The organism is Candidatus Dormiibacterota bacterium (assembly GCA_035532035.1).
In the GTDB taxonomy this organism is placed as follows: domain Bacteria; phylum Vulcanimicrobiota; class Vulcanimicrobiia; order Vulcanimicrobiales; family Vulcanimicrobiaceae; genus Tyrphobacter.
This window is the reverse complement of the sequence record DATKRS010000004.1, coordinates 89442-107017: the sequence shown is the minus strand read 5'-3', so window position 1 is coordinate 107017 and position 17576 is coordinate 89442. Positions and strand designations below refer to the sequence as shown.

Here is a 17576-nt window from a genome sequence, read left to right as displayed (position 1 = left end):
CTCCGCCTCTACCGTGCACGGATGACGAAGCGCTTACGGCGGCTGCGCTGCCCGTGAACGAGCTGGACCGCACGTGCGCTCACGCCGTAGGTTTCGCAGAGAGCGCGAATGCATGCTGCGTTTGCGGCGCCTTCGACGGCACGTTCGCGAACGCGCACGACGACGAGACCGTTCTCCATCGAAACGCCGGGATGCTTCGCCCCCGGCTTGACGAGAACGTCGATAATCACCTCGGAGGCATTGCGCTGACTCGCTGGATCATCTCGCGCATCGCGTAGTCTTGAACCCCGCCGTTCCAGCCGAATATCTGCCAGTGATCGTCACCCGGCGCGAAGACGAACTCCGCGTCGCTTCCGAGCGGGGTAGTCGCGGCCTGCATTAGGCGTACGGCCTCCTCCAAATGGAACGTGTCATCCGTCCCGACGAAGATGTGAAGCTTCCCGCCAAGCTCCGGCCCTAATTGCGCCCAATGCTCGACGAGGAGATGCGTGATGTCGAAGTGCTCCTCCCAATATCGCGCGACGTCCGCGTCGATAGCGCCGGTCTTTCGATTGAAGAGCCGTTCGGGAGAACCACTCGCCGACCTCGGGCTGAAGACGTCATCGTACGTATCCATTTGCCGTCGCGCCCAATCTTCGCGGCGCACCATATCCCGCAACGTCATCGTGTCGTGTCCGCGGACGCGCGATATCATGTACGGTGCTCCTGCGGCGTCGACGTAAAAGTTCTGCGCGGGAGCCTTCGTCAGATCCGGGCCGACGAAGTCGTGAAAGTCGACGGGATCGGGCGAGACGGCCCACGCCCCATTAAAAAGCTGGGGATACGTCACTTGCAGCCACAGTGCAGACCACGCGCCCGAAGAGTGCCCGAAGAGGAAGCGCGCGTTCGGCGAATCGATCGTGCGAAAGTGCGCATCGGTGGCCGGGATGAACTCGTTTGTGAGCGCCGTTCCCCACGGTCCGTCGTTCGGCGAGTCGACGAACTCTTGATGGATCGCTTCGTTTCGAAACTGAACCATCCCGTCGAGAACCACGATGATGAACTGCGTCCCGAGCGCGCGCATGGGTCGTTGCCAGCTCAGCTCCGTTTGCTCGTCGATCGTGAACGGGCCGTCGAAGGCTGGGATGACGTAGATGACCGGATAGCGGCGATGCGCTTGCGCGTAGTATGAGTCAGGCAGCAGAACGGTGGCGTACATGTAGGCGGCATGCCCGAGAAACCCGCTAAGTGCCCGGCTTTCGAAGCGGACGCTCATGATCTGCGGCTCGCCGGCAGCGGCGATCGCGGCGTGGCAAGCGGCGAATGCGGCAAAGAGTGCTGCGAGGAGCGCGCGACGCACGGTGAGCACGTTCTCCGACGGCCACGTGCGCCCTTGACGCAAACTTAACCGCGACAACCCCCACCTCCCGATACAGCGCGGGCTGCGCCGCCGACAACTCGGAGTAGGGAGTGACTTTCACTTTGGATACTGCGGGTATGGCTCCCCTGACGTTCGCGAACTCGACCGTCACGCGGGGGCAACGGCGCATGGCGCTACGCATCGCGATCGCGATGGCGCTGGTCGCCCTTATAGCAACGCTTTTCGGCAGGACGCCGGGCCATAGCAATCCGGGCGTGCTCGCGGCGCTGATCGGCGCCGTTACGGTCACGGAACTTCTGTCGGCGTTTCTTCTCTTCCATCAGTATCTCGAGTGCCGCGCCACGTGGCTCGCAGCCGTCGGGGCCGGCTACTTCTTCGCCGGAATCTTCATCGTCGGCTATCTCCTTACGTTCCCGCGAGTCTTTTCGCATAGCGGATACTTCGGTGCGAACGAGGAGACGGCGCTCTCGCTGTGGTGCGTTTGGCACGCCGGTTTTCCGCTCGCGATGATCGCGGCTGCCGCGATGAAGCGCGCGTCGCTGCACGAACGCTCATCAAAGAGCGGCGCTGCAACGCTGTCAATCATCGTTGCGGCCAGCATGGTGACAGCGGCAGCATGCGTGTTCTTCTTCTCTCGGTACGCGACAGCGCTCCCGCTGCTGATGAGCGGCACCGGCTTCACCCCGCTGATGGTGGGCGTCGTGCTTCCCGTCATCTGCGCTCTGGACGCGCTCGCGCTCGTCATGCTCACGCGATCGCAGCCAGAGTCTGCCGTCGAGCTCTGGCTCCCGATCGCCGTGCTGGCCTCGATGCTCGACGCCATCATGGGCGTCGTTGCCGACCGCTACTCAGCCGTCTGGTATGTCGGGAAGTTCTTTGCCGTGACCTCGTCGAGCATCATGCTGACCGTTTTCTTGACCGAGGTTGCCGCGATGTCGCGGGCGCTCGCACGTTCCAATCGCGAGCTCCACGCACTCTCCGAGCACGTCGCAAAGCACGACGCAGTAACGGATCTGCCGAATCGACGGCACTTTCAGGAGCGGCTTCGTGACGCGCTCGCTCGCGCCGACGGACGTGACACGCTCACTGCAGTCTTTCACCTCAATCTCGATCGGTTCCGCACGATCAACGACGCGCTGGGAGCGGCCGCCGCAAACGGCTTGCTTCAAGAGATCGCCCGCAGAGTCCACGCATCGTTACGAAGCCAGGATTTCGCCGGCTGCGCCGGTGGTGACGAGTTCATGATTCTCGCGCCGGAAATCGATCGCGCGGTCGACGCCACCGCCATGGGCAACGACATCTTGGCGGCGCTTCGGCAGCCCTATCTCGCCGGAGGCCAGCGCGTCTTTCCGTCGGCGAGCGTTGGCATCGCTGTCGCCCCGAGCGACGCGCGAGACGCGGAAGGCTTACTCACTGCCGCCGCGGCCGCAGCCGGCTTGGCCAAGCGCGATGGCGGGAATCAGCTGCGCTTCTATTCCTCGGCGCTGCACGACGCAGCTGTCGCGCACATCGCCCTGGAGGCGGATATGCGCGCCGCGCTTCGGCGACGGGAGTTTCGTGTCGCGTACCAGCCGATCGTCGATATCACGTCGCGCCGCGTCGTCTCCGCAGAGGCGCTCCTGCGCTGGCAGCATCCGCGGCGCGGGCTGGTACCGCCCGACGATTTCATACCGGCAGCCGAACAGAACGGCATGATGGTTGCAATCGGAGCGTGGGTGCTGGATACCGTCGCCGCACAGCTACGGCAATGGCGCGACCGCGGCATCGCCGTGCCGGTCGCCGTCAACGTCTCCGTGCGCGAGTTTCAGGATCCGGCATTCTACGATCGCCTCTCGGCTGCGGTTTGCCGCCATTCACTCGATCCGCGCCTGTTAACGATCGAGATCACGGAATCGCTCGCTGTCGACGACAGCGAGCAGACGCGGCAGACGCTCGTGCGGTGCCGCGAGCTGGGCGTGGGCGTTTCGCTCGATGACTTCGGGACGAGTCACGCCTGCCTCGCAAACGTGAAGAGGCTTCCGATCGGCGCGCTCAAGATCGACAAGGGCTTCGTGCGCGACCTCGCGACGAGCCGCACGGATGCCGCGATCGTCACGGCGATTCTCAGCTTCGCGAAGAGCTTGGAGCTGACGACGGTTGCCGAAGGCGTCGAAACGATGGAACAATTGCAATGGCTTCGCACGGCGGGATGCCCCAGCGCGCAGGGATATCTCTTCGCGCGAGCGCTGCCTGCAGCGGAGTTCGAATCATACGTGCGGGCCCGTCGGCACGCCGGAAACTCCGCCTCGATCGCCTCTGCCTGAACGGGGCTCCGGCTACTCTTCTCCGAGAAGAACTCGTGAAACGTAAAAGCGCCCGGCTAGCCGCCCGCCATGGCGCCGACGACCAGAAACGGCTCGGCGCCACGCGCGACCGCCTCCGGGAGCGGAGCGTCCGCCGGCTCGTGCGAAAGGTCGTTCGCGCACGCGAAGAACCGCACGTACGCGCGCCGACGTTTCGTCTCTCGATCGCGGATCGTCCCTTCGAGTACCGGATAGCGTGCCTCGAGCGCATCGAGCACCGCCCGTTGCGTCGCCGGTTCTCCGACGGCGAGCAGCACCTCGCCGTCGACGTGCGCGAGCGTGCGTAGATGTGCGGGGAGCACGACCCGGATCACGGCAGGGTCTGCACCTCGACTGAGAGGACGGCGGGAAGATCGCGCACGATGCAGTTCCAGCTATCGCCTTCGTCGGGCGAGACGTACACCTGGCCGCCGGTCGTGCCGAAGTAAATGCCGCACGAGTCGAGTGCGTCCACGGCCATCGCATCGCGCAGGACGTTGACGTAGCAATCGCGTTGCGGCAGCCCCTGCGTCAGGGGCTCCCATTCGTTCCCGCCGCTGCGGCTGCGATAGACGCGCAGTCTGCCATCCGGGGGAAAGTGTTGCGAGTCGCTCGTGATCGGAACGACGTAGATCGTCTCCGGATCGTGTGCATGAACGTCGATGGGGAAGCCGAAGTCCGTCGGGAGGTTTCCGCTGATCTCGTGCCATGAGGCACCGGCGTCATCGCTGCGCATGACGTCCCAGTGCTTCTGCATGAAGAGCGTCTCGGGCCGGCTCGGATGCATCGCGATGCGGTGGACGCAGTGGCCGACCTCAGCGTCCTCGTCGGGAATCTGCGCGGAGCGCAGCCCACGATTGATCGGTTGCCACGTCACGCCTGCGTCGTCGGAGCGAAACGCTCCCGCCGCCGAAATCGCAACGAAGATCCGTCCGCGATCCCGCGGATCCAAGAGAATCGTGTGCAGGCACATTCCGCCCGCGCCCGGCTGCCACGACGGCCCCGATTCGTGCGTGCGCAAGCCGGAAAGCTCGTGCCAGGTGTCGCCGCCGTCGGCGGACCGGAAGAGCGCCGCGTCCTCGGCGCCGGCATAGAGCGTATCGGGATCGTCGAGCGAGGGCTCCACATGCCAAATCCGCGTGAACGTCCACGGACGTTGCGTGCCGTCGTACCACTGGTGCGTGCCCGCATCGCCGTCGTACGCAAAGGCGCTCCCGACCGCCTCCCACGACACGCCGCCGTCGCTGGAGCGCTGCATCACTTGCCCGAACCACGCGCTCGTCTGCGACGCGTAGATGCGGCTCTGGTCCACGGGTGAGCCTTTCACGTGGTAGATCTCCCACCCCGCAAAGTGCGGACCAGCGACGCTCCATCGCTCGCGCTTGCCGTCGGAAGAGAGAACGAACGCGCCTTTGCGCGTTCCCACGAGGACCCGAACGCTGCTCATCGCGCGCCCTTCGCGGCGCTTGCGCCGCGAGCCTGGCCGGGATACGCAGGCGTCTTGCGAACTCCTGGCCGATGCGCCTGCGCGTAACCCTCGGTCTCCTGTACGTGGTCTTCGCGTGGGCGCTCAATACCGTATTAGTGAAGCTCGTCTTCGCCTACGTCGATCCTCTCGCGTTCATGGCGATGCGCTTCATCGTGATGCCGCCCCTCGCGCTCGCGATGGTTCGACTCGCCGGCGAACGGATCGCATTCCAGCGGCGCGACCTTCCTCTGTTGATCGCATGCGGCGCGTGCGGATACGGCGTCTACCAATACTTCTGGATGCTCGGTCTCGCACACACGACCGCCTTTGCTTCGGCCCTTCTCGGCAGCCTCGCCCCGATCTTCACGCTCCTGCTGCTCGCGCTGCTGCGATACGAGCGAGTAAGCGGCATTCGTTGGATAGGCGCCGGCATCGCGCTCCTCGGCATCGCGATCTTCGAGGGTGCGTTCGCCGGGCAAGCCACGGTGCGGCTCGGCGACGCACTCACGCTCCTGGCTGCTGCGATCTTCGCGGGCTATAACGTGCTCTCGGCCAGGCTGCTTGCCCGATACTCGCCGCTCTCACTCGTCGCGCTTACGATGTGCATCGGCGCCGTCATGGTGATACCTGGCGGCATCTGGTCGATCGCGCACGCGAACTTCGCCCGCATGCCCTGGCACGTTTGGGCGATCTTCGCCTACGCCGTCTTCTTTCCCATTCTCCTCACCTACCCGGTCTGGACGTGGGCGATCGGACGGATCGGACCGGCGCGCGTCTCGCTCTTCTCCTACGTCGTGCCGATCCTCGCCGGACTCTTCTCGATTCCGCTCCTCCACGCCGCCATCACGCCGTACGAGATCGCGGGAAGCCTCGTCTGCATCGCCGGCATGGTAGTCGCCACCGTCCTCGCGCGCTTCTCGATGACGCAATGGTGGGCGTCGCGGACGGTAGGCATCGAGCGCTGATTTTCCGTCTCGATTCCCGAAGCCGGCGCGCAGCTAACACTGCTGACCGTCACTTGCTCCGAAGCGACAAAGAAGAGAGGCTCGCGTTCGCGAGCCTCTCGGCCGATTCGATTCGTAGGGATGCGTTAGTATGGGCAGTAGTAGCCGGTCTGCGGATCGTAGTACGGCACCCACTCGTAGCCATCCCAGTACTGGCAGATGTCCGGTGAGACTTCGTACACGAAGACGTTGATGCCGTTGAACGGGAACCAGAAGCCGAAGCGGCCGCCCCACCAGAGCCACGACGCGCTGCCCCAGTAGTTGTGCCAATAGCCGTCGTACCAACGCCCGCCGTCGTTGTCTTCCCAGCGCCCGCCGTACGCGCCGGGGTTACGCACGTAGTAGTTGTTGACGGTGCGGTGTCCGAAGTACCCGACGCGATTGCCGCCGCGATTGCCGCCCGTGTATCCACCGTGGTTGTAGTTGCCGGGATTGCCGCGATAACCGCCCGTGTATCCACCGTGGTTGTAGCTGCCGGGATTGCCGCGACTACCGCCCGTGTATCCGCCGTGGTTGTAGCTGCCGGGATTGCCGCCCGTGTATCCGCCGTGGTTGTAGCTGCCGGGATTGCCGCGATAGCCGCCTCCCGGATTGCCTTGGTAGCCGCCACCTGGATTCGGGTGATAGCCGCCGCCCGGATTGCCGCGATAGCCGCCTCCCGGATTGCCCTGGTAGCCGCCACCTGGATTCGGGTGATAGCCGCCGCCCGGATTGCCGCGATAGCCGCCACCTGGATTGGGGTGATAGCCGCCGCCCGGATTGCCGCGATAGCCGCCACCTGGATTGGGGTGATAGCCGCCGCCCGGATTGCCGCCACCTGGATTCGGGTGATAGCCGCCGCCCGGATTGCCGCGATAGCCGCCGCCGCCGCCGCGATTACCGCCGCCGCCGCGATAGCCACCACCGCCGCCGCCGCCGCCGCCGCGATTACCGCCGCCGCCGCCGCCGCGATTACCGCCGCCGCCGCCGCCCGAATACGAGTGACCGCCTCCGCGGCCTCCGCCATGCTGCTGCGCTGCAGCCGGTACGGCCGTCAGTAACAAACCGGCGACAAAGGCGACGCTGAGCGCCTTGGTCACGTAGGCCGGTACGCGATCTCTTTCCATCGGGGTTGCCTTTCTGCGGCCCTGGGGGCCATGAAGGAGATGATCTATTCCGGTCAACGCGTGCGAGGCCCCAAAGGTTCACTGCGGGCCGGCGTTTTGCCCGTCACCCGCATGGGAGTCGTTCCCGCAGGAGTGCAACCGGGCGCCCCGTACGTCTCTCTTCGTGAAGGCGCTGGGCTCAGAAGAGCCCGCGACTTCGTTATCTCTCGGTGCAAGGCATTTGGGTAACTTCGTGATGATGAAACCGGACGACGAAATCGCATTTCTGCGCGCGCGCGACGACAGCCGCGTCAAGTACCGCCAGATCAAGAACCTAAACGCGCTCAAAGAGGGCCTTGCGGGAATCACGCCGGTTCACCCGATTCTGGCAGCGGACGTCAAGGCGTTGCCGGGAATCATGGGCGTCTTCCAACTGCACGGGCAGACGCTGCGCCACTTGCAAGAGCGCTATCCCGAAGAGGAGCGAATCGGGCAGGCGATCTCGCTGTGGGAGGACTGCTACCGTAGTCTCGCCGGATAGGGCGTGACGATCGAAACGGTCGAGTCGCACACGCAAGGAATGCCGACCCGCGTAGTCGTTGGCGGGGTCGACTTGATTCCCGGGGAGTCGATGTTCGAACGCCGCGAGTACGCGCGCGAACATCTCGATGGCCTTCGCCGCTATTTGATGTGCGAGCCTCGCGGTCACGGCTCCATGTCGGGAGCGATCCTCATGCCGCCGTGCGACCGGCGCGCCGACATCGGCGTGCTCTTCATCGAGGTGACGGGCTTCCTTCCGATGTGCGGCCACGGGACCATCGGCGTCTGCACGGTGCTCGTGGAGCGCGGCCTCGTCGACGTGCGCGAGCCGCAAACGACGATCGTACTCGACACGCCGGCGGGGCTCGTCCGCGCGAGCGTCGCCGTCGAAGGCGGCCGAGCGACGAGCGTCACGCTGACGAACGTTCCATCATTCCTCGCTCTGCGCGACGCGGTCGTCGACGTCGAAGGCTTCGGCGCGCTCGCCTTCGATCTCGCGTACGGCGGGAACTTCTACGCGATCCTTCCCGCGCGCAGCGTCGGACTGACGCTCGCGTTACACGAAGCTCCCGAGGTGATCGAGCGTGGAATGCGTATCATGCGCGCCGTTCGCGAGCAGCATCGCTTCGAGCATCCGGTCGAGCGACGTATCGCGGAGCTGCGTCACGTGCTCTTCACCGCGCCGCCCGCCGGCGATGCCGACGCCAAAGGCGCCGTCGTCTTGTATCCAGGTACGCTCGACCGCTCCCCCTGCGGCACAGGTACGAGCGCTCGAATGGCACAGCGATACTTTCGCGGAGAGCAGCGTCTGCAAGAAGCGTTCGCGCACGAGAGCCTTCTCGGAACGTCATTCCTCGGACATCTCGTCGACGAGGTGGCGCTCACGCAGAGCGTGAGGGCGGTCGTGCCGGTCGTTCAAGGCAGCGCCTGGATAACCGGCGACGCACGCTACGTCCTCGATCCCGAAGACCCGTTTCCACACGGATTTTCCATACCGATGGCGTAAGAGCCCCGAGTGCCGCGCTTCGCCGGAGTCTACGTTGCCGTTATCACGCCGTTTACGCACGACGATCGCGTCGACGAGGCGAGACTTCGCACGCACGTCCGGTGGCTTCTCGATCGCGGCGTTCACGGCATCGTCTCCGCGGGCTCGTGCGGGGAGTACGCTGCGCTTGCCGATGCAGAGCGCACGCTCGTCGTCGAAACGGTGGCAGACGTTTGCCGGGATCGCGTGCCGGTCGTCGTCGGAACCGGCGCGTCCTCGACGCGCAACGCCGTGCGCTGGGCCGAGCATGCCCGGCGGTGCGGTGCCGCCGGCATCATGGCGTTGCCGCCAAGCGCGTACCGCCCCAGCCGGAGCGAAATTCGTGCGTGGTACGAGGCGCTCGCCGCGGTCGGCCTTCCGATCGTTGCGTACAACAACCCCTTCGATACGACGGTCGATCTGACGCCGGAACTCCTCGCGGAACTCGCGCCCATCGAGAATCTCGTAGCCGTCAAGGAGTACTCGGGCGACGTTCGCCGCATTCCCGAAATCCTCGATCGCACGCGTCTCGAGGTCATCGTCGGCTGCGACGATCTCGCTCTCGAAGGCATGCTTGCGGGCGCGACCGGCTGGATAGCCGGCTTGAGCAACGTGCTCGCGAGCGAGAGCGTCGAGCTCTACGATCTCGTACGCGCCGGCGAGATCGAGAGAGCCGCGAATCTCTACCGGCGCCTCCTTCCACTCTTTCGCTACGACTCCAAGCCGACGTTCGTCCAGGCGATCAAATACGCGTTCGATCTCATCGGCAATCCCGCCGGAGCACCGCGACCGCCGCGTCTTCCTTTAGAAGACGCGGACCGCCGGACGATCGCCGCGGCGCTCGAAGCCTTTCTTTCCATTGCCCAACGCTGACGTCGTCGTCGTCGGCGGCGGCATCGTCGGTACGTGCACCGCAATCGAACTCCAGCGGCGAGGCCGTGCGGTCACCGTCGTCGAGCGCGACGAAATGGGAGCCGGCACTGCCGCGGGCAGCGCAGGATACCTCGCCTACGACGACATCTTTCCCATTCCGTCGCCCGCGGTGGCGGCGGGTCTTGCGCGCATGCTCTTCGACAAGCGCGGTCCACTCGTCGTCGCACCCACGTACCTGCCGCACCTCGCGGGTTGGGGCCTGCGTTTTCTCTTGGCGGCCCGGCCGGAGGCGGTACGACGCGCGATCGCCGCGCTCGCGCCGCTCAACCGGCTTGCAGCGCATGCGCACGACGACCTCGCCGCGCGCGCGGGAGCATCGCGCTATCTCGTTCGCGAGAGCGTCTTTCACGTATGCGCGAGCGCGAAAACGCTCGAAATGACGGCGAAGCTCATCCCGGTTCTCGCCTCCGAAGGGTTTCGCGCGGAAGCGATCGATCGTGACGCACTCCTCGCCGCCGAGCCGATCGTCTCCCGCGACGTCGCCGGTGCCGTCGTCTTTCCTGACTCGCACCGCTGTACGAATCCAGGCGCCTACGGCGCCGCCTTAGCGCAGCATTTCCGCGCCAATGGAGGCGTCGTGCTGCACGCACGAGCCGATGCAGTCGAGCCGTTCGGGAACGGCTGGATCGTGCGCGCGGGAGCCGATGACGTTCGCGCCCCTCGCGTCGTCATCGCCGCGGGCGCGTGGTCCGGCCGGTTGTTACGCGGACTCGGGTATTCGGTTCCCCTCGAAAGCGCGCGGGGCTATCACCTCATGCTCGCGCAGCCCGGCGTTGCGCCGACGCGGACGCTGCTCTTCGAGGAGGATCATTTCTGCGCGACGCCGATGGAAGACGGGCTGCGACTCGCCGGAACGGTCGAGTTCGCAGGACTCGACGCGCCGCCGAACTTCTATCGTTCGGACCTCCTCTACGAGATCGCGCGCAAGTATCTTCCACAGCTGCGACGGGATCCAGCGACGCGCTGGATGGGGAATCGGCCTTCGCTACCGGATTCGCTTCCCGCGATCGGCGAGCTGCCTCGACACCCCGGTATCGTCGTAGCGTTCGGTCACGAGCGCCGGGGCTTGATGCAATCTGCAATTACCGCGCGCTGCGTTGCGGATCTGCTCGAGCACGAGGCGCCGCCGGTCGATCTCACGGCCTTTCGCATCGGACGGTTCTAGCGGCATGCGTACGCGCGCCCGGCCGGGACCCATCGTCTGCATCGGCGCGGCTGCGCTCGATCGCATCTTCTTCACCGAGCAGCCCGCGCTGGTGGGAACGTCGAATCCAGCGCGGGTCCGCAGCGGATTCGGTGGCGTCGCTCGCAACGTCGCCGAAAACCTTGCGCGCCTGGGCGCCGACGTCTCGCTCTTCTCCGTGGTCGGTGACGACGAGGGCGGACGCGCGATGCTGCAGCAGCTCGCCGACGCCGGCTGCGACGTGTCAGGCGTTCGCACTCTGCCGCGCGCCGTGACGGCGGAGTACGCAGCCATCATCGGTCCAGACGGCGAGCTTTTTACCGGAGCGTGCGACGCGCACGTCCTGGAATCGCTCTCGATCGAGGATCTCGATCGCTGGCTCGCAGCGGCCGCCGATGCGCAATGGGTGTTTCTCGATTGCAATCTCCCGAGAGCGATCCTCGCAGCCTGCGTGGATCGCCGGAGCGCCGCTCGCTGGCGTCTCGCCGTTGACGGCACGAGCGTCGCAAAAGTGCGCTCTTTACCCGAAGACCTATCGGCGGTCGACTTGCTCTTCGCGAACCGGGACGAAGCCGCGGTGCTCGGACGATGCAACGCACGGAATACCGTAATCTCACGCGGCGCGCAGGGCATCTCGATCGTCGCCGGTAGCGAGCGCACCGAGCTCTGCGCGCCCTCCGCGCGCGCGGTGGACGTCACGGGCGCCGGGGACGCTCTGATCGCCGGCACGCTCTACGGGCTGCTCCAGGGCCGCACTCTCGACCACGCCGCTCGCGCCGGTCTGCGTTTGGCAGCACGCACGGTGGAATCGCCCGCGGCGGTTCCGCGATGACCCGCATCCTGCACTACTCGCAAGAAGTCGAGCGCGCTCGAGCAACGAGGACGCCGATCGTCGCGCTCGAGACGACGATCCTCTCGCACGGTATGCCGTTTCCTCGCAATCTCGAGACCGCACGCGACATCGAGCGCGCCGTGCGCGGCGCCGGAGCCGTTCCTGCAACGATCGCCGTTCTCGGCGGCCGGATCCACGTCGGGCTCGACGATGCGCAACTCGCGCACATAGCGCAGGCGCCGATGCTCAAGGCCGGCCGTTCGGATCTCGCATATGCGCTGGCGACGAACGCCGACGCGGCGACGACGGTCGCGGCCACCGTGCATTGCGCCGCGCTCGCTGGAATCGCGGTCTTCGCGACCGGCGGCATCGGCGGCGTCCATCGCGGCGTCGCACAAACGATGGACGTCTCGGGCGATCTCGACGCGATCGCGAGCTCGCCGGTCGCCGTCGTCTGCGCGGGCGCGAAGGCAATCCTCGATCTTCCCAAGACGTTGGAGGCGCTCGAGACCCGCGGCGTGCCGGTCGTCGGCTACCGCACGAGCGAGTTCCCCGCATTTTGGAGTCGCTCGAGCGGGCTGCGCCTCGCGCAGCGGCTCGACACGCCGGCAGCGGTCGCCGCCCTCGTGCGCGCGCAGACGGCACTGGGATTGCGCTCGGGCATCGTCGTCGCAAACCCGATCGCTGCGGAGCATGAGATCCCCGCAGCCGAAATGGAACGGTACATCGCGGATGCCGTCGCCGCCGCAGCAGCCGCACGGATCGGTGGAAAAGAGCTCTCGCCGTGGCTCCTCGACCGTTTGCTGACGTCGACTGCGCACAAGAGTCTCGACGCGAACGTCGCGCTCGTGCTATCGAACGCTGCACTGGCAGCCGAGATCGCGATCGCTCTGGCGTCCTAGCGACCCTTACCCGACCAGGTCGTGCCAGCTCCCGGCATGCAGGCTCACGCCGTAGTACTGCGCCGCGGCGCGAATGTTCTCGAATGCCAGCGCGCGCTCGCGATCGCTTGCGCCCGCGACCTGTGAGAACCGTGCGATCGCGCTGCGTACGTGCGCGGCGTCGACGAGGGGCTCTTTACGCTCCTTTGGAAACGCGAACGCGCTTGCGGGCATCTTCGCGCGCGGCTCGTGCGCGCGCAGCGGCCTCCACGTTATCTCCATAGAGCACAGCATAGCTCGCGGATGTTTCCGCCGCGTTGCCGGGGCAGGAAACTCTCGCCGCGAGCCTTTATCTTCGCGGGATGGAGTCGTATCCGCGCGATCTCGTCGGCTATGGTTCGCGCCCGCCTCACCCGCACTGGCCCGGCGATGCGCGCATCGCGGTGCAAATCGTCCTGAACTACGAGGAAGGTTCCGAGTATTCGATACCCGACGGTGACGAGCACGCGGAGACCTATCTCACCGAGGTGCCGGGGGCAACGCTCGGCCCGGGCAAGCGCGACCTCATCGTCGAGTCCATTTATGAATACGGCAGCCGCGCCGGATTCTGGCGCTTGATGAGAATCTTCGCCGAGCGCCGGCTGAGCGTGACCATCTTCGGTGCGGCGCTCGCGCTCGAGCGCAATCCCGAAGCGGCACGAGCGATTCGCGAGGCAGGGCATGAAGTCTGCTCGCACGGCCGGCGGTGGGTCGACTTCTCCGGGATGAGCGAGGAACGAGAACGCGAGGAGATGCGGCTCGCCGTCGAGTCGCTGACGCGCACGATCGGCGAACGCCCGTACGGGTGGTATTGCCGTTACGCGCCGAGCCTCAATACGCGCCGCCTCATCGTCGAAGAGGGCGGATTCCTCTACGACTCCGATGCCTACAACGACGATCTTCCGTATTGGGTGCGCGTGCGCGACAAGGATCATCTCGTGATTCCCTACACCCTGGACGCCAACGACATGAAGTTCTCCGTAGCCCCCGGGTTTACGTCGCCGTCGGGATACTTCGAGTACCTCCGCGATACGTTCGACGTCCTCTATCGCGAAGGCGCAACCCAGCCGAAGATGATGTCGATCGGCTTGCACTGCCGTCTCGCCGGCCGTCCCGGCCGCGCCGCGGCGCTCGAGCGTTTTCTCGATCACGTCCTGTCACACGAGCGCGTCTGGACGTGTCGCCGCGTCGAAATCGCCCGGCACTGGATCGCGGAGCATCCTGCGCGGTGAGCGCGGTCGTCGAGCGACTCGCCGAGCTGGCGCAACTCGGACGCCACGAGACGGGAATCGATCGCGCTCTCGCCACGCCGCAGGAGCGCCGCGCTCGCGAGGCGTTCGCCGCTTGGGCCCGGGCGCGCGGCTACGCGCTCACGCAAGACAGCGTCGGCAATCTCTTCGCGCGCAGAGACGGCGTGCGCGACGGAGCTCGGCCGATTCTCGTCGGATCGCATCTCGACACGGTGCCGACCGGCGGCGCGTACGACGGCGCGTACGGCGTGGTCGCCGCGCTTTGCGCGCTCGAGGCGCTCGACGAGCGCAACGCGGCGACGGAGCATCCGGTCGAAGCCGTTGCGTGGGCCGGCGAGGAGGGCAGCCGGTTTCCCCTGGGTTGTCTTGGCAGCTCCGTCTTCACGGGGGCGTACGATGTCGCGCGCGCACTCACGCTCGCAGACGCTGCCGGCACGACGCTAGCACAGGCGCTTGCGGCCTCCGACGGCGGACTGCTCGACGGCGTTCCGAAGCGCAGCGAAACGCGCGTTGCGGCGTACGTAGAGCTGCACGTCGAGCAGGGTCCCGTGCTCGAGCGCGAAGGCGTTTCGCTCGGCATTGTTACGGCCATCGCGGGGCAGCGACGGTATCGCGTCGTCGTCGAAGGGACGAGCGGCCACGCGGGGACGGTGCCCATGTCGCGCCGCGGAGATGCGCTCTGCGCCGCAGCCGAGATGATCCTTGCAATCGAGCGGGCGGCGCTCGTCGCCGGCGAGAGCGTCGCAACGGTCGGAAGCCTGACGCTCGACCCGAACGCGACCAACGTCATTCCGGGACGCGTCACGTTCTCCGTCGACATTCGCTCTCCGGACGACGCGCGCATCGACGCGGTCGAAACCGCACTGCGCGAGAGCGCGGGCAAGGTGAACGCACAGCGCCGCGTCGCCGCTGCAATCGAACGCCTCGAAGCGCGCGCTCCGACGCCGATGGATCCGAAGCTGCGGGCTGCCATCGCGCGAGCGGTCGCACCGATGGGAGAGCGCGCCATCGACGTTCCGAGCGGCGCGGGTCACGACGCGATGTGTCTTGCCCTCATCGCGCCGACTGCCATGCTCTTCGTACCGTCGGTTGGCGGACGGAGTCACGTAGCCGAAGAAGAAACCTCGCCGCACGACCTCGAAGTCGGCGTTGCGGCTCTCGCGGCCTCGATCGTCGAAGTCGATAGGCTCGTCATCTGATGAAAGGCTGACGGTTGCGATTCTTCATCTGCGGCTCCGCGCTGCGCGGCCAGCCGGATCACAAGAACCTCGGCTCGGCGCGCTTCGTGGGCGAAGCGAGAACGGCGCCGAAGTACCGGCTTCACTCCGTCAAGAACGGCTGGCACCCCGGCATCTATCAGGTCCGCGACGGCGGTGTCTCGATCCTCGGCGAACTCTACGAACTGAGCGACGATCAATATAACGACCTGCTCGCGGGAGAGCCCCCCGACATGTACGAGGCGCAGATCGAACTCGACGACGGTTCGTTTGCCTCGGCAATGCTCTATCCGCGCGATCTCATCGAGCGCGACGACGAACCCGACATTTCGCACCTCGGGAGCTGGGCCACATACAAAGCGCAGCCCGAATAGCACACCTTAGGAGCCTAGGTTCCCCGGTACGTGCTGTAACCGAACGGCGACAGGAGCAGCGGCACGTGACAGCGCTCCGAGACCTCGCCGATTCTGAAGCGCACCGGGACGTCGGTGAGAAAACTGGAGATGCCGTGGTGCGTGAAATACGCTCCGGCGGCAAAGAGCAGCTCGTAGATGCCCGCATCGAGCTCGCCGCCGAAGGGTGCTGCGATGCGGCCGTCGGCATCGGTCACAGAGGCCGCGACGAACGCCGCCGAGCCGGATGCGATTCGGTAGAGCGAAACCTTCAGCTCGGTGGCGGGCACGCCGCGCGCGATGTCGAGGACGTGCGTCGATAACGGCATTTCAGGGAACCTCCGCTCCGCGTGCGATCCAAGCGCCGATTTCGTCGCGCTCGCGCTGTGTCATGCCCGTAACGTTACCCAGAGGCATCGCGTGCGTCTCCACCGCCTGCGCCTCTATGCGCTGGGCATTCGAGCGAACCTCTTCGGGCGTGTCGAGCAGGACGCCGTTCGGAGCGCTCGCAAATCCCGGCTGCGTCGGGTGTGCCGAGTGGCAGACCGCGCATCGCTCCCGCACGATCGGCGCGATCTGCGCGAAGCTGACCGGTCCAGCCATCGCGGAGCCATGCGGCGCGATCGCCAGTGCCGCGACGGCGATCAGCACTACGGCTGCGATCGGAAGCCCCCACACGAGACGGCGGCCGTATTTCTCGTGGCTGAGAATGAAGAAATACCGCACGAGCACGCCGGCGAGGCCGAGCGCGAGGAGCACGAGCCACCCGAACCGGCTTTGGTATGTCATCGGATAGTGCCCGCTGATCATCGTGAAGAGCACCGGCAGCGTGAGATACGTATTGTGCACCGAGCGGGTCTTCCCGCGTATTCCCGGCAGGGGATCGACCGCCTTGCCCGCCCGAATCTGCGCCAACATCGCGCGCTGACCGGGAATGATGACGTGCGCGACGTTCGCGACCATGATCGTTCCCATGATCGCACCGATGTGGAGATAGGCGGCTTGCGGGTTGAAGAGGTGCAGCAGCGCCCACGCGAGCGCTGCTAAGAAGACGAATACGGCGACGCCGAGGAGGAGGGGCTGCCGCTGGAGCAGCCTGCAGAGGCCGTCGTACACCACCCATCCGAGCACGAGCGACGCGATGCTGATCGCGATGGCCTCCGGGCGCGTCAGCGACATGACGCTGGGATCGATGAGAAACGTGGAAGCGCCGACCCAATAGACGACGGCCATGAGCGCGATTCCCGAGAACCACGTCGTATACGCCTCCCATTTGAACCAGTGGAGCGTCTCCGGCAGCGGCTCGCCCTTCGGTCCCGTCAAGTACTTGCGATTGTGATAGAAGCCGCCGCCGTGCACGGACCACAGCTCGCCGAGAACCCCGGCCTGCTCGTCCTGCGCGTGCCGCGGACGGGTCAGGTTGTCGTCGAGCCAGACGAAGTAGAACGACGTTCCGATCCATGCGATACCGGCCGTAAAATGGATCCACCGAGCGATGAGGTCGAGCCACTCCAGCGCGTACGCACTCATGCGACGGCATCCAAAAGGCGCAAACGGGCGATCTTGCCGATCTCCTCCAGCGCAGACGCGATCTCGGTCGCGCGGTCGTTACCGAGACGGCGCTCCAGCGCCGCGAAGATCGCGCCCTTCGTGTGTTCGCGCGCGCAGATGACGAACGGAAAGCCGAAGCGCTCGCGATATGCGCCGTTCAACTCGTCGAATCGCGCCATCTCCGCCGGCGTCGACGCGGCGAGACCCGCGGCGGCCTGCTCCTGCACCGATTGCACCGTCAATCGCCCGCGCCGCGACATGTGCCCGCCGAGATCCGGATGCGCGCAAATGAGTTCGACGCGCCGTTCCTCGGGGGCCGCGGCGACGGCCGCGAGCATTGCGGCGAGCAGCGCTTCTGCGTTTGCGAACGGACGGCGGCTCCACGCCTCTTGCGCGATCCATGGAGAGCCTTCGAAAGTGAATCCGACCGCCGCGACGAAAGCGGCGCGGTCGGCAGCATTGAGCTGCGCGATCGTGACTGCCATAGTGCTATAGG

20 protein-coding genes are annotated in these 17576 nt (G+C 66.1%); 11 read left to right on the top strand and 9 right to left on the bottom strand.

The window, feature by feature from the left end; all coding sequences use genetic code 11:
• Positions 1–8: 8 nt before the first annotated feature.
• Together VMV82_01110 and VMV82_01105 are read right to left on the bottom strand one after the other, a co-directional pair.
• The gene (locus tag VMV82_01110; GenBank protein HUY40156.1) at positions 9–230 is read right to left on the bottom strand and encodes a DUF167 domain-containing protein; all 222 of its coding nucleotides are present in this window, start codon (positions 228–230) and stop codon (positions 9–11) included.
• Entirely contained in the window at positions 227–1339 is a 1113-nt protein-coding gene (locus VMV82_01105; GenBank protein HUY40155.1) for an alpha/beta hydrolase, read from the bottom strand. Before VMV82_01105 ends, VMV82_01110 begins: the two co-directional genes overlap by 4 nt.
• Positions 1340–1476: 137 nt before the next feature.
• On the opposite strand from VMV82_01105, the gene VMV82_01100 reads away from it, so the two are divergent.
• Positions 1477–3663, top strand: a complete 2187-nt coding sequence (locus VMV82_01100; protein ID HUY40154.1) for an EAL domain-containing protein — start codon at positions 1477–1479, stop codon at positions 3661–3663.
• Between the two features lie 56 nt (positions 3664–3719).
• On the opposite strand, the gene VMV82_01095 is transcribed toward VMV82_01100, so the two are convergent.
• Positions 3720–4016, bottom strand: coding sequence for a MoaD/ThiS family protein (locus VMV82_01095; protein HUY40153.1), 297 nt, complete (start codon positions 4014–4016; stop codon positions 3720–3722).
• Positions 4013–5128: an exo-alpha-sialidase gene (locus VMV82_01090; protein HUY40152.1), complete on the bottom strand. Its 1116-nt coding sequence runs from the start codon at positions 5126–5128 to the stop codon at positions 4013–4015. The genes VMV82_01095 and VMV82_01090 overlap by 4 nt, the downstream gene beginning before the upstream one ends.
• Positions 5129–5199: 71 nt before the next feature.
• On the opposite strand from VMV82_01090, the gene VMV82_01085 reads away from it, so the two are divergent.
• A complete protein-coding gene (locus VMV82_01085) occupies positions 5200–6114 on the top strand; it encodes a DMT family transporter (GenBank protein HUY40151.1) in 915 nt (304 codons plus the stop codon).
• Between the two features lie 125 nt (positions 6115–6239).
• Here VMV82_01085 and VMV82_01080 read toward each other — a convergent pair whose 3' ends face one another.
• Complete coding sequence (locus VMV82_01080) at positions 6240–7259, bottom strand: hypothetical protein (protein ID HUY40150.1); 1020 nt, start codon at positions 7257–7259, stop codon at positions 6240–6242.
• A 232-nt stretch (positions 7260–7491) separates the two neighbouring features.
• On the opposite strand from VMV82_01080, the gene VMV82_01075 reads away from it, so the two are divergent.
• From VMV82_01075 to VMV82_01050, 6 genes are read left to right on the top strand one after another with little or no spacing between them, the layout of a single operon-like run.
• Positions 7492–7779, top strand: coding sequence for a hypothetical protein (locus VMV82_01075; GenBank protein HUY40149.1), 288 nt, complete (start codon positions 7492–7494; stop codon positions 7777–7779).
• 3 nt (positions 7780–7782) lie between these two features.
• Entirely contained in the window at positions 7783–8784 is a 1002-nt protein-coding gene (locus VMV82_01070; GenBank protein ID HUY40148.1) for a proline racemase family protein, read from the top strand.
• Between the two features lie 9 nt (positions 8785–8793).
• A complete protein-coding gene (locus tag VMV82_01065) occupies positions 8794–9675 on the top strand; it encodes a dihydrodipicolinate synthase family protein (protein ID HUY40147.1) in 882 nt (293 codons plus the stop codon).
• On the top strand, positions 9662–10900 hold the full coding sequence (locus VMV82_01060; protein ID HUY40146.1) for an FAD-dependent oxidoreductase: 1239 nt from the start codon (positions 9662–9664) through the stop codon (positions 10898–10900). Before VMV82_01065 ends, VMV82_01060 begins: the two co-directional genes overlap by 14 nt.
• Positions 10901–10904: 4 nt before the next feature.
• Positions 10905–11750: a PfkB family carbohydrate kinase gene (locus VMV82_01055; protein HUY40145.1), complete on the top strand. Its 846-nt coding sequence runs from the start codon at positions 10905–10907 to the stop codon at positions 11748–11750.
• Positions 11747–12652, top strand: coding sequence for a pseudouridine-5'-phosphate glycosidase (locus VMV82_01050; protein ID HUY40144.1), 906 nt, complete (start codon positions 11747–11749; stop codon positions 12650–12652). The genes VMV82_01055 and VMV82_01050 overlap by 4 nt, the downstream gene beginning before the upstream one ends.
• Positions 12653–12658: 6 nt before the next feature.
• On the opposite strand, the gene VMV82_01045 is transcribed toward VMV82_01050, so the two are convergent.
• A complete protein-coding gene (locus VMV82_01045; protein HUY40143.1) occupies positions 12659–12913 on the bottom strand; it encodes a DUF6582 domain-containing protein in 255 nt (84 codons plus the stop codon).
• 80 nt (positions 12914–12993) lie between these two features.
• Between VMV82_01045 and puuE the strand changes: the two genes are divergently transcribed.
• The 3 genes from puuE to VMV82_01030 are packed head-to-tail and all read left to right on the top strand — an operon-like array spanning position 12994 to position 15511.
• The gene (gene puuE / locus VMV82_01040; protein HUY40142.1) at positions 12994–13902 is read left to right on the top strand and encodes an allantoinase PuuE; all 909 of its coding nucleotides are present in this window, start codon (positions 12994–12996) and stop codon (positions 13900–13902) included.
• Positions 13899–15119, top strand: coding sequence for a M20 family metallo-hydrolase (locus VMV82_01035; GenBank protein ID HUY40141.1), 1221 nt, complete (start codon positions 13899–13901; stop codon positions 15117–15119). The genes puuE and VMV82_01035 overlap by 4 nt, the downstream gene beginning before the upstream one ends.
• A gap of 14 nt (positions 15120–15133) precedes the next feature.
• Positions 15134–15511 carry a gamma-glutamylcyclotransferase gene (locus VMV82_01030; protein ID HUY40140.1) on the top strand — a complete coding sequence of 126 codons (378 nt, stop codon included), beginning with the start codon at positions 15134–15136 and terminating at the stop codon, positions 15509–15511.
• A 14-nt stretch (positions 15512–15525) separates the two neighbouring features.
• On the opposite strand, the gene uraH is transcribed toward VMV82_01030, so the two are convergent.
• The 3 genes from uraH to uraD are packed head-to-tail and all read right to left on the bottom strand — an operon-like array spanning position 15526 to position 17565.
• On the bottom strand, positions 15526–15858 hold the full coding sequence (uraH, locus tag VMV82_01025) for a hydroxyisourate hydrolase (protein HUY40139.1): 333 nt from the start codon (positions 15856–15858) through the stop codon (positions 15526–15528).
• A 1-nt stretch (position 15859) separates the two neighbouring features.
• The gene (locus tag VMV82_01020) at positions 15860–17059 is read right to left on the bottom strand and encodes a urate hydroxylase PuuD (protein ID HUY40138.1); all 1200 of its coding nucleotides are present in this window, start codon (positions 17057–17059) and stop codon (positions 15860–15862) included.
• Entirely contained in the window at positions 17056–17565 is a 510-nt protein-coding gene (uraD, locus tag VMV82_01015; GenBank protein HUY40137.1) for a 2-oxo-4-hydroxy-4-carboxy-5-ureidoimidazoline decarboxylase, read from the bottom strand. Before uraD ends, VMV82_01020 begins: the two co-directional genes overlap by 4 nt.
• Positions 17566–17576 lie beyond the last annotated feature (11 nt).

What these genes read in the sequence shown, in the direction of transcription:
- VMV82_01055 (HUY40145.1), top strand. Translation starts at nt 10,905, where the DNA reads ATGCGTACGCGCGCCCGGCCGGGACCCATCGTCTGCATCGGCGCGGCT.
- VMV82_01050 (HUY40144.1), top strand. Translation starts at nt 11,747, where the DNA reads ATGACCCGCATCCTGCACTACTCGCAAGAAGTCGAGCGCGCTCGAGCA.
- puuE (HUY40142.1), top strand. Translation starts at nt 12,994, where the DNA reads ATGGAGTCGTATCCGCGCGATCTCGTCGGCTATGGTTCGCGCCCGCCT.
- VMV82_01085 (HUY40151.1), top strand. Translation starts at nt 5,200, where the DNA reads ATGCGCCTGCGCGTAACCCTCGGTCTCCTGTACGTGGTCTTCGCGTGG.
- VMV82_01045 (HUY40143.1), bottom strand. Translation starts at nt 12,913, where the DNA reads ATGGAGATAACGTGGAGGCCGCTGCGCGCGCACGAGCCGCGCGCGAAG.
- VMV82_01100 (HUY40154.1), top strand. Translation starts at nt 1,477, where the DNA reads ATGGCTCCCCTGACGTTCGCGAACTCGACCGTCACGCGGGGGCAACGG.
- VMV82_01080 (HUY40150.1), bottom strand. Translation starts at nt 7,259, where the DNA reads ATGGAAAGAGATCGCGTACCGGCCTACGTGACCAAGGCGCTCAGCGTC.
- uraH (HUY40139.1), bottom strand. Translation starts at nt 15,858, where the DNA reads ATGCCGTTATCGACGCACGTCCTCGACATCGCGCGCGGCGTGCCCGCC.
- VMV82_01020 (HUY40138.1), bottom strand. Translation starts at nt 17,059, where the DNA reads ATGAGTGCGTACGCGCTGGAGTGGCTCGACCTCATCGCTCGGTGGATC.
- VMV82_01090 (HUY40152.1), bottom strand. Translation starts at nt 5,128, where the DNA reads ATGAGCAGCGTTCGGGTCCTCGTGGGAACGCGCAAAGGCGCGTTCGTT.
- uraD (HUY40137.1), bottom strand. Translation starts at nt 17,565, where the DNA reads ATGGCAGTCACGATCGCGCAGCTCAATGCTGCCGACCGCGCCGCTTTC.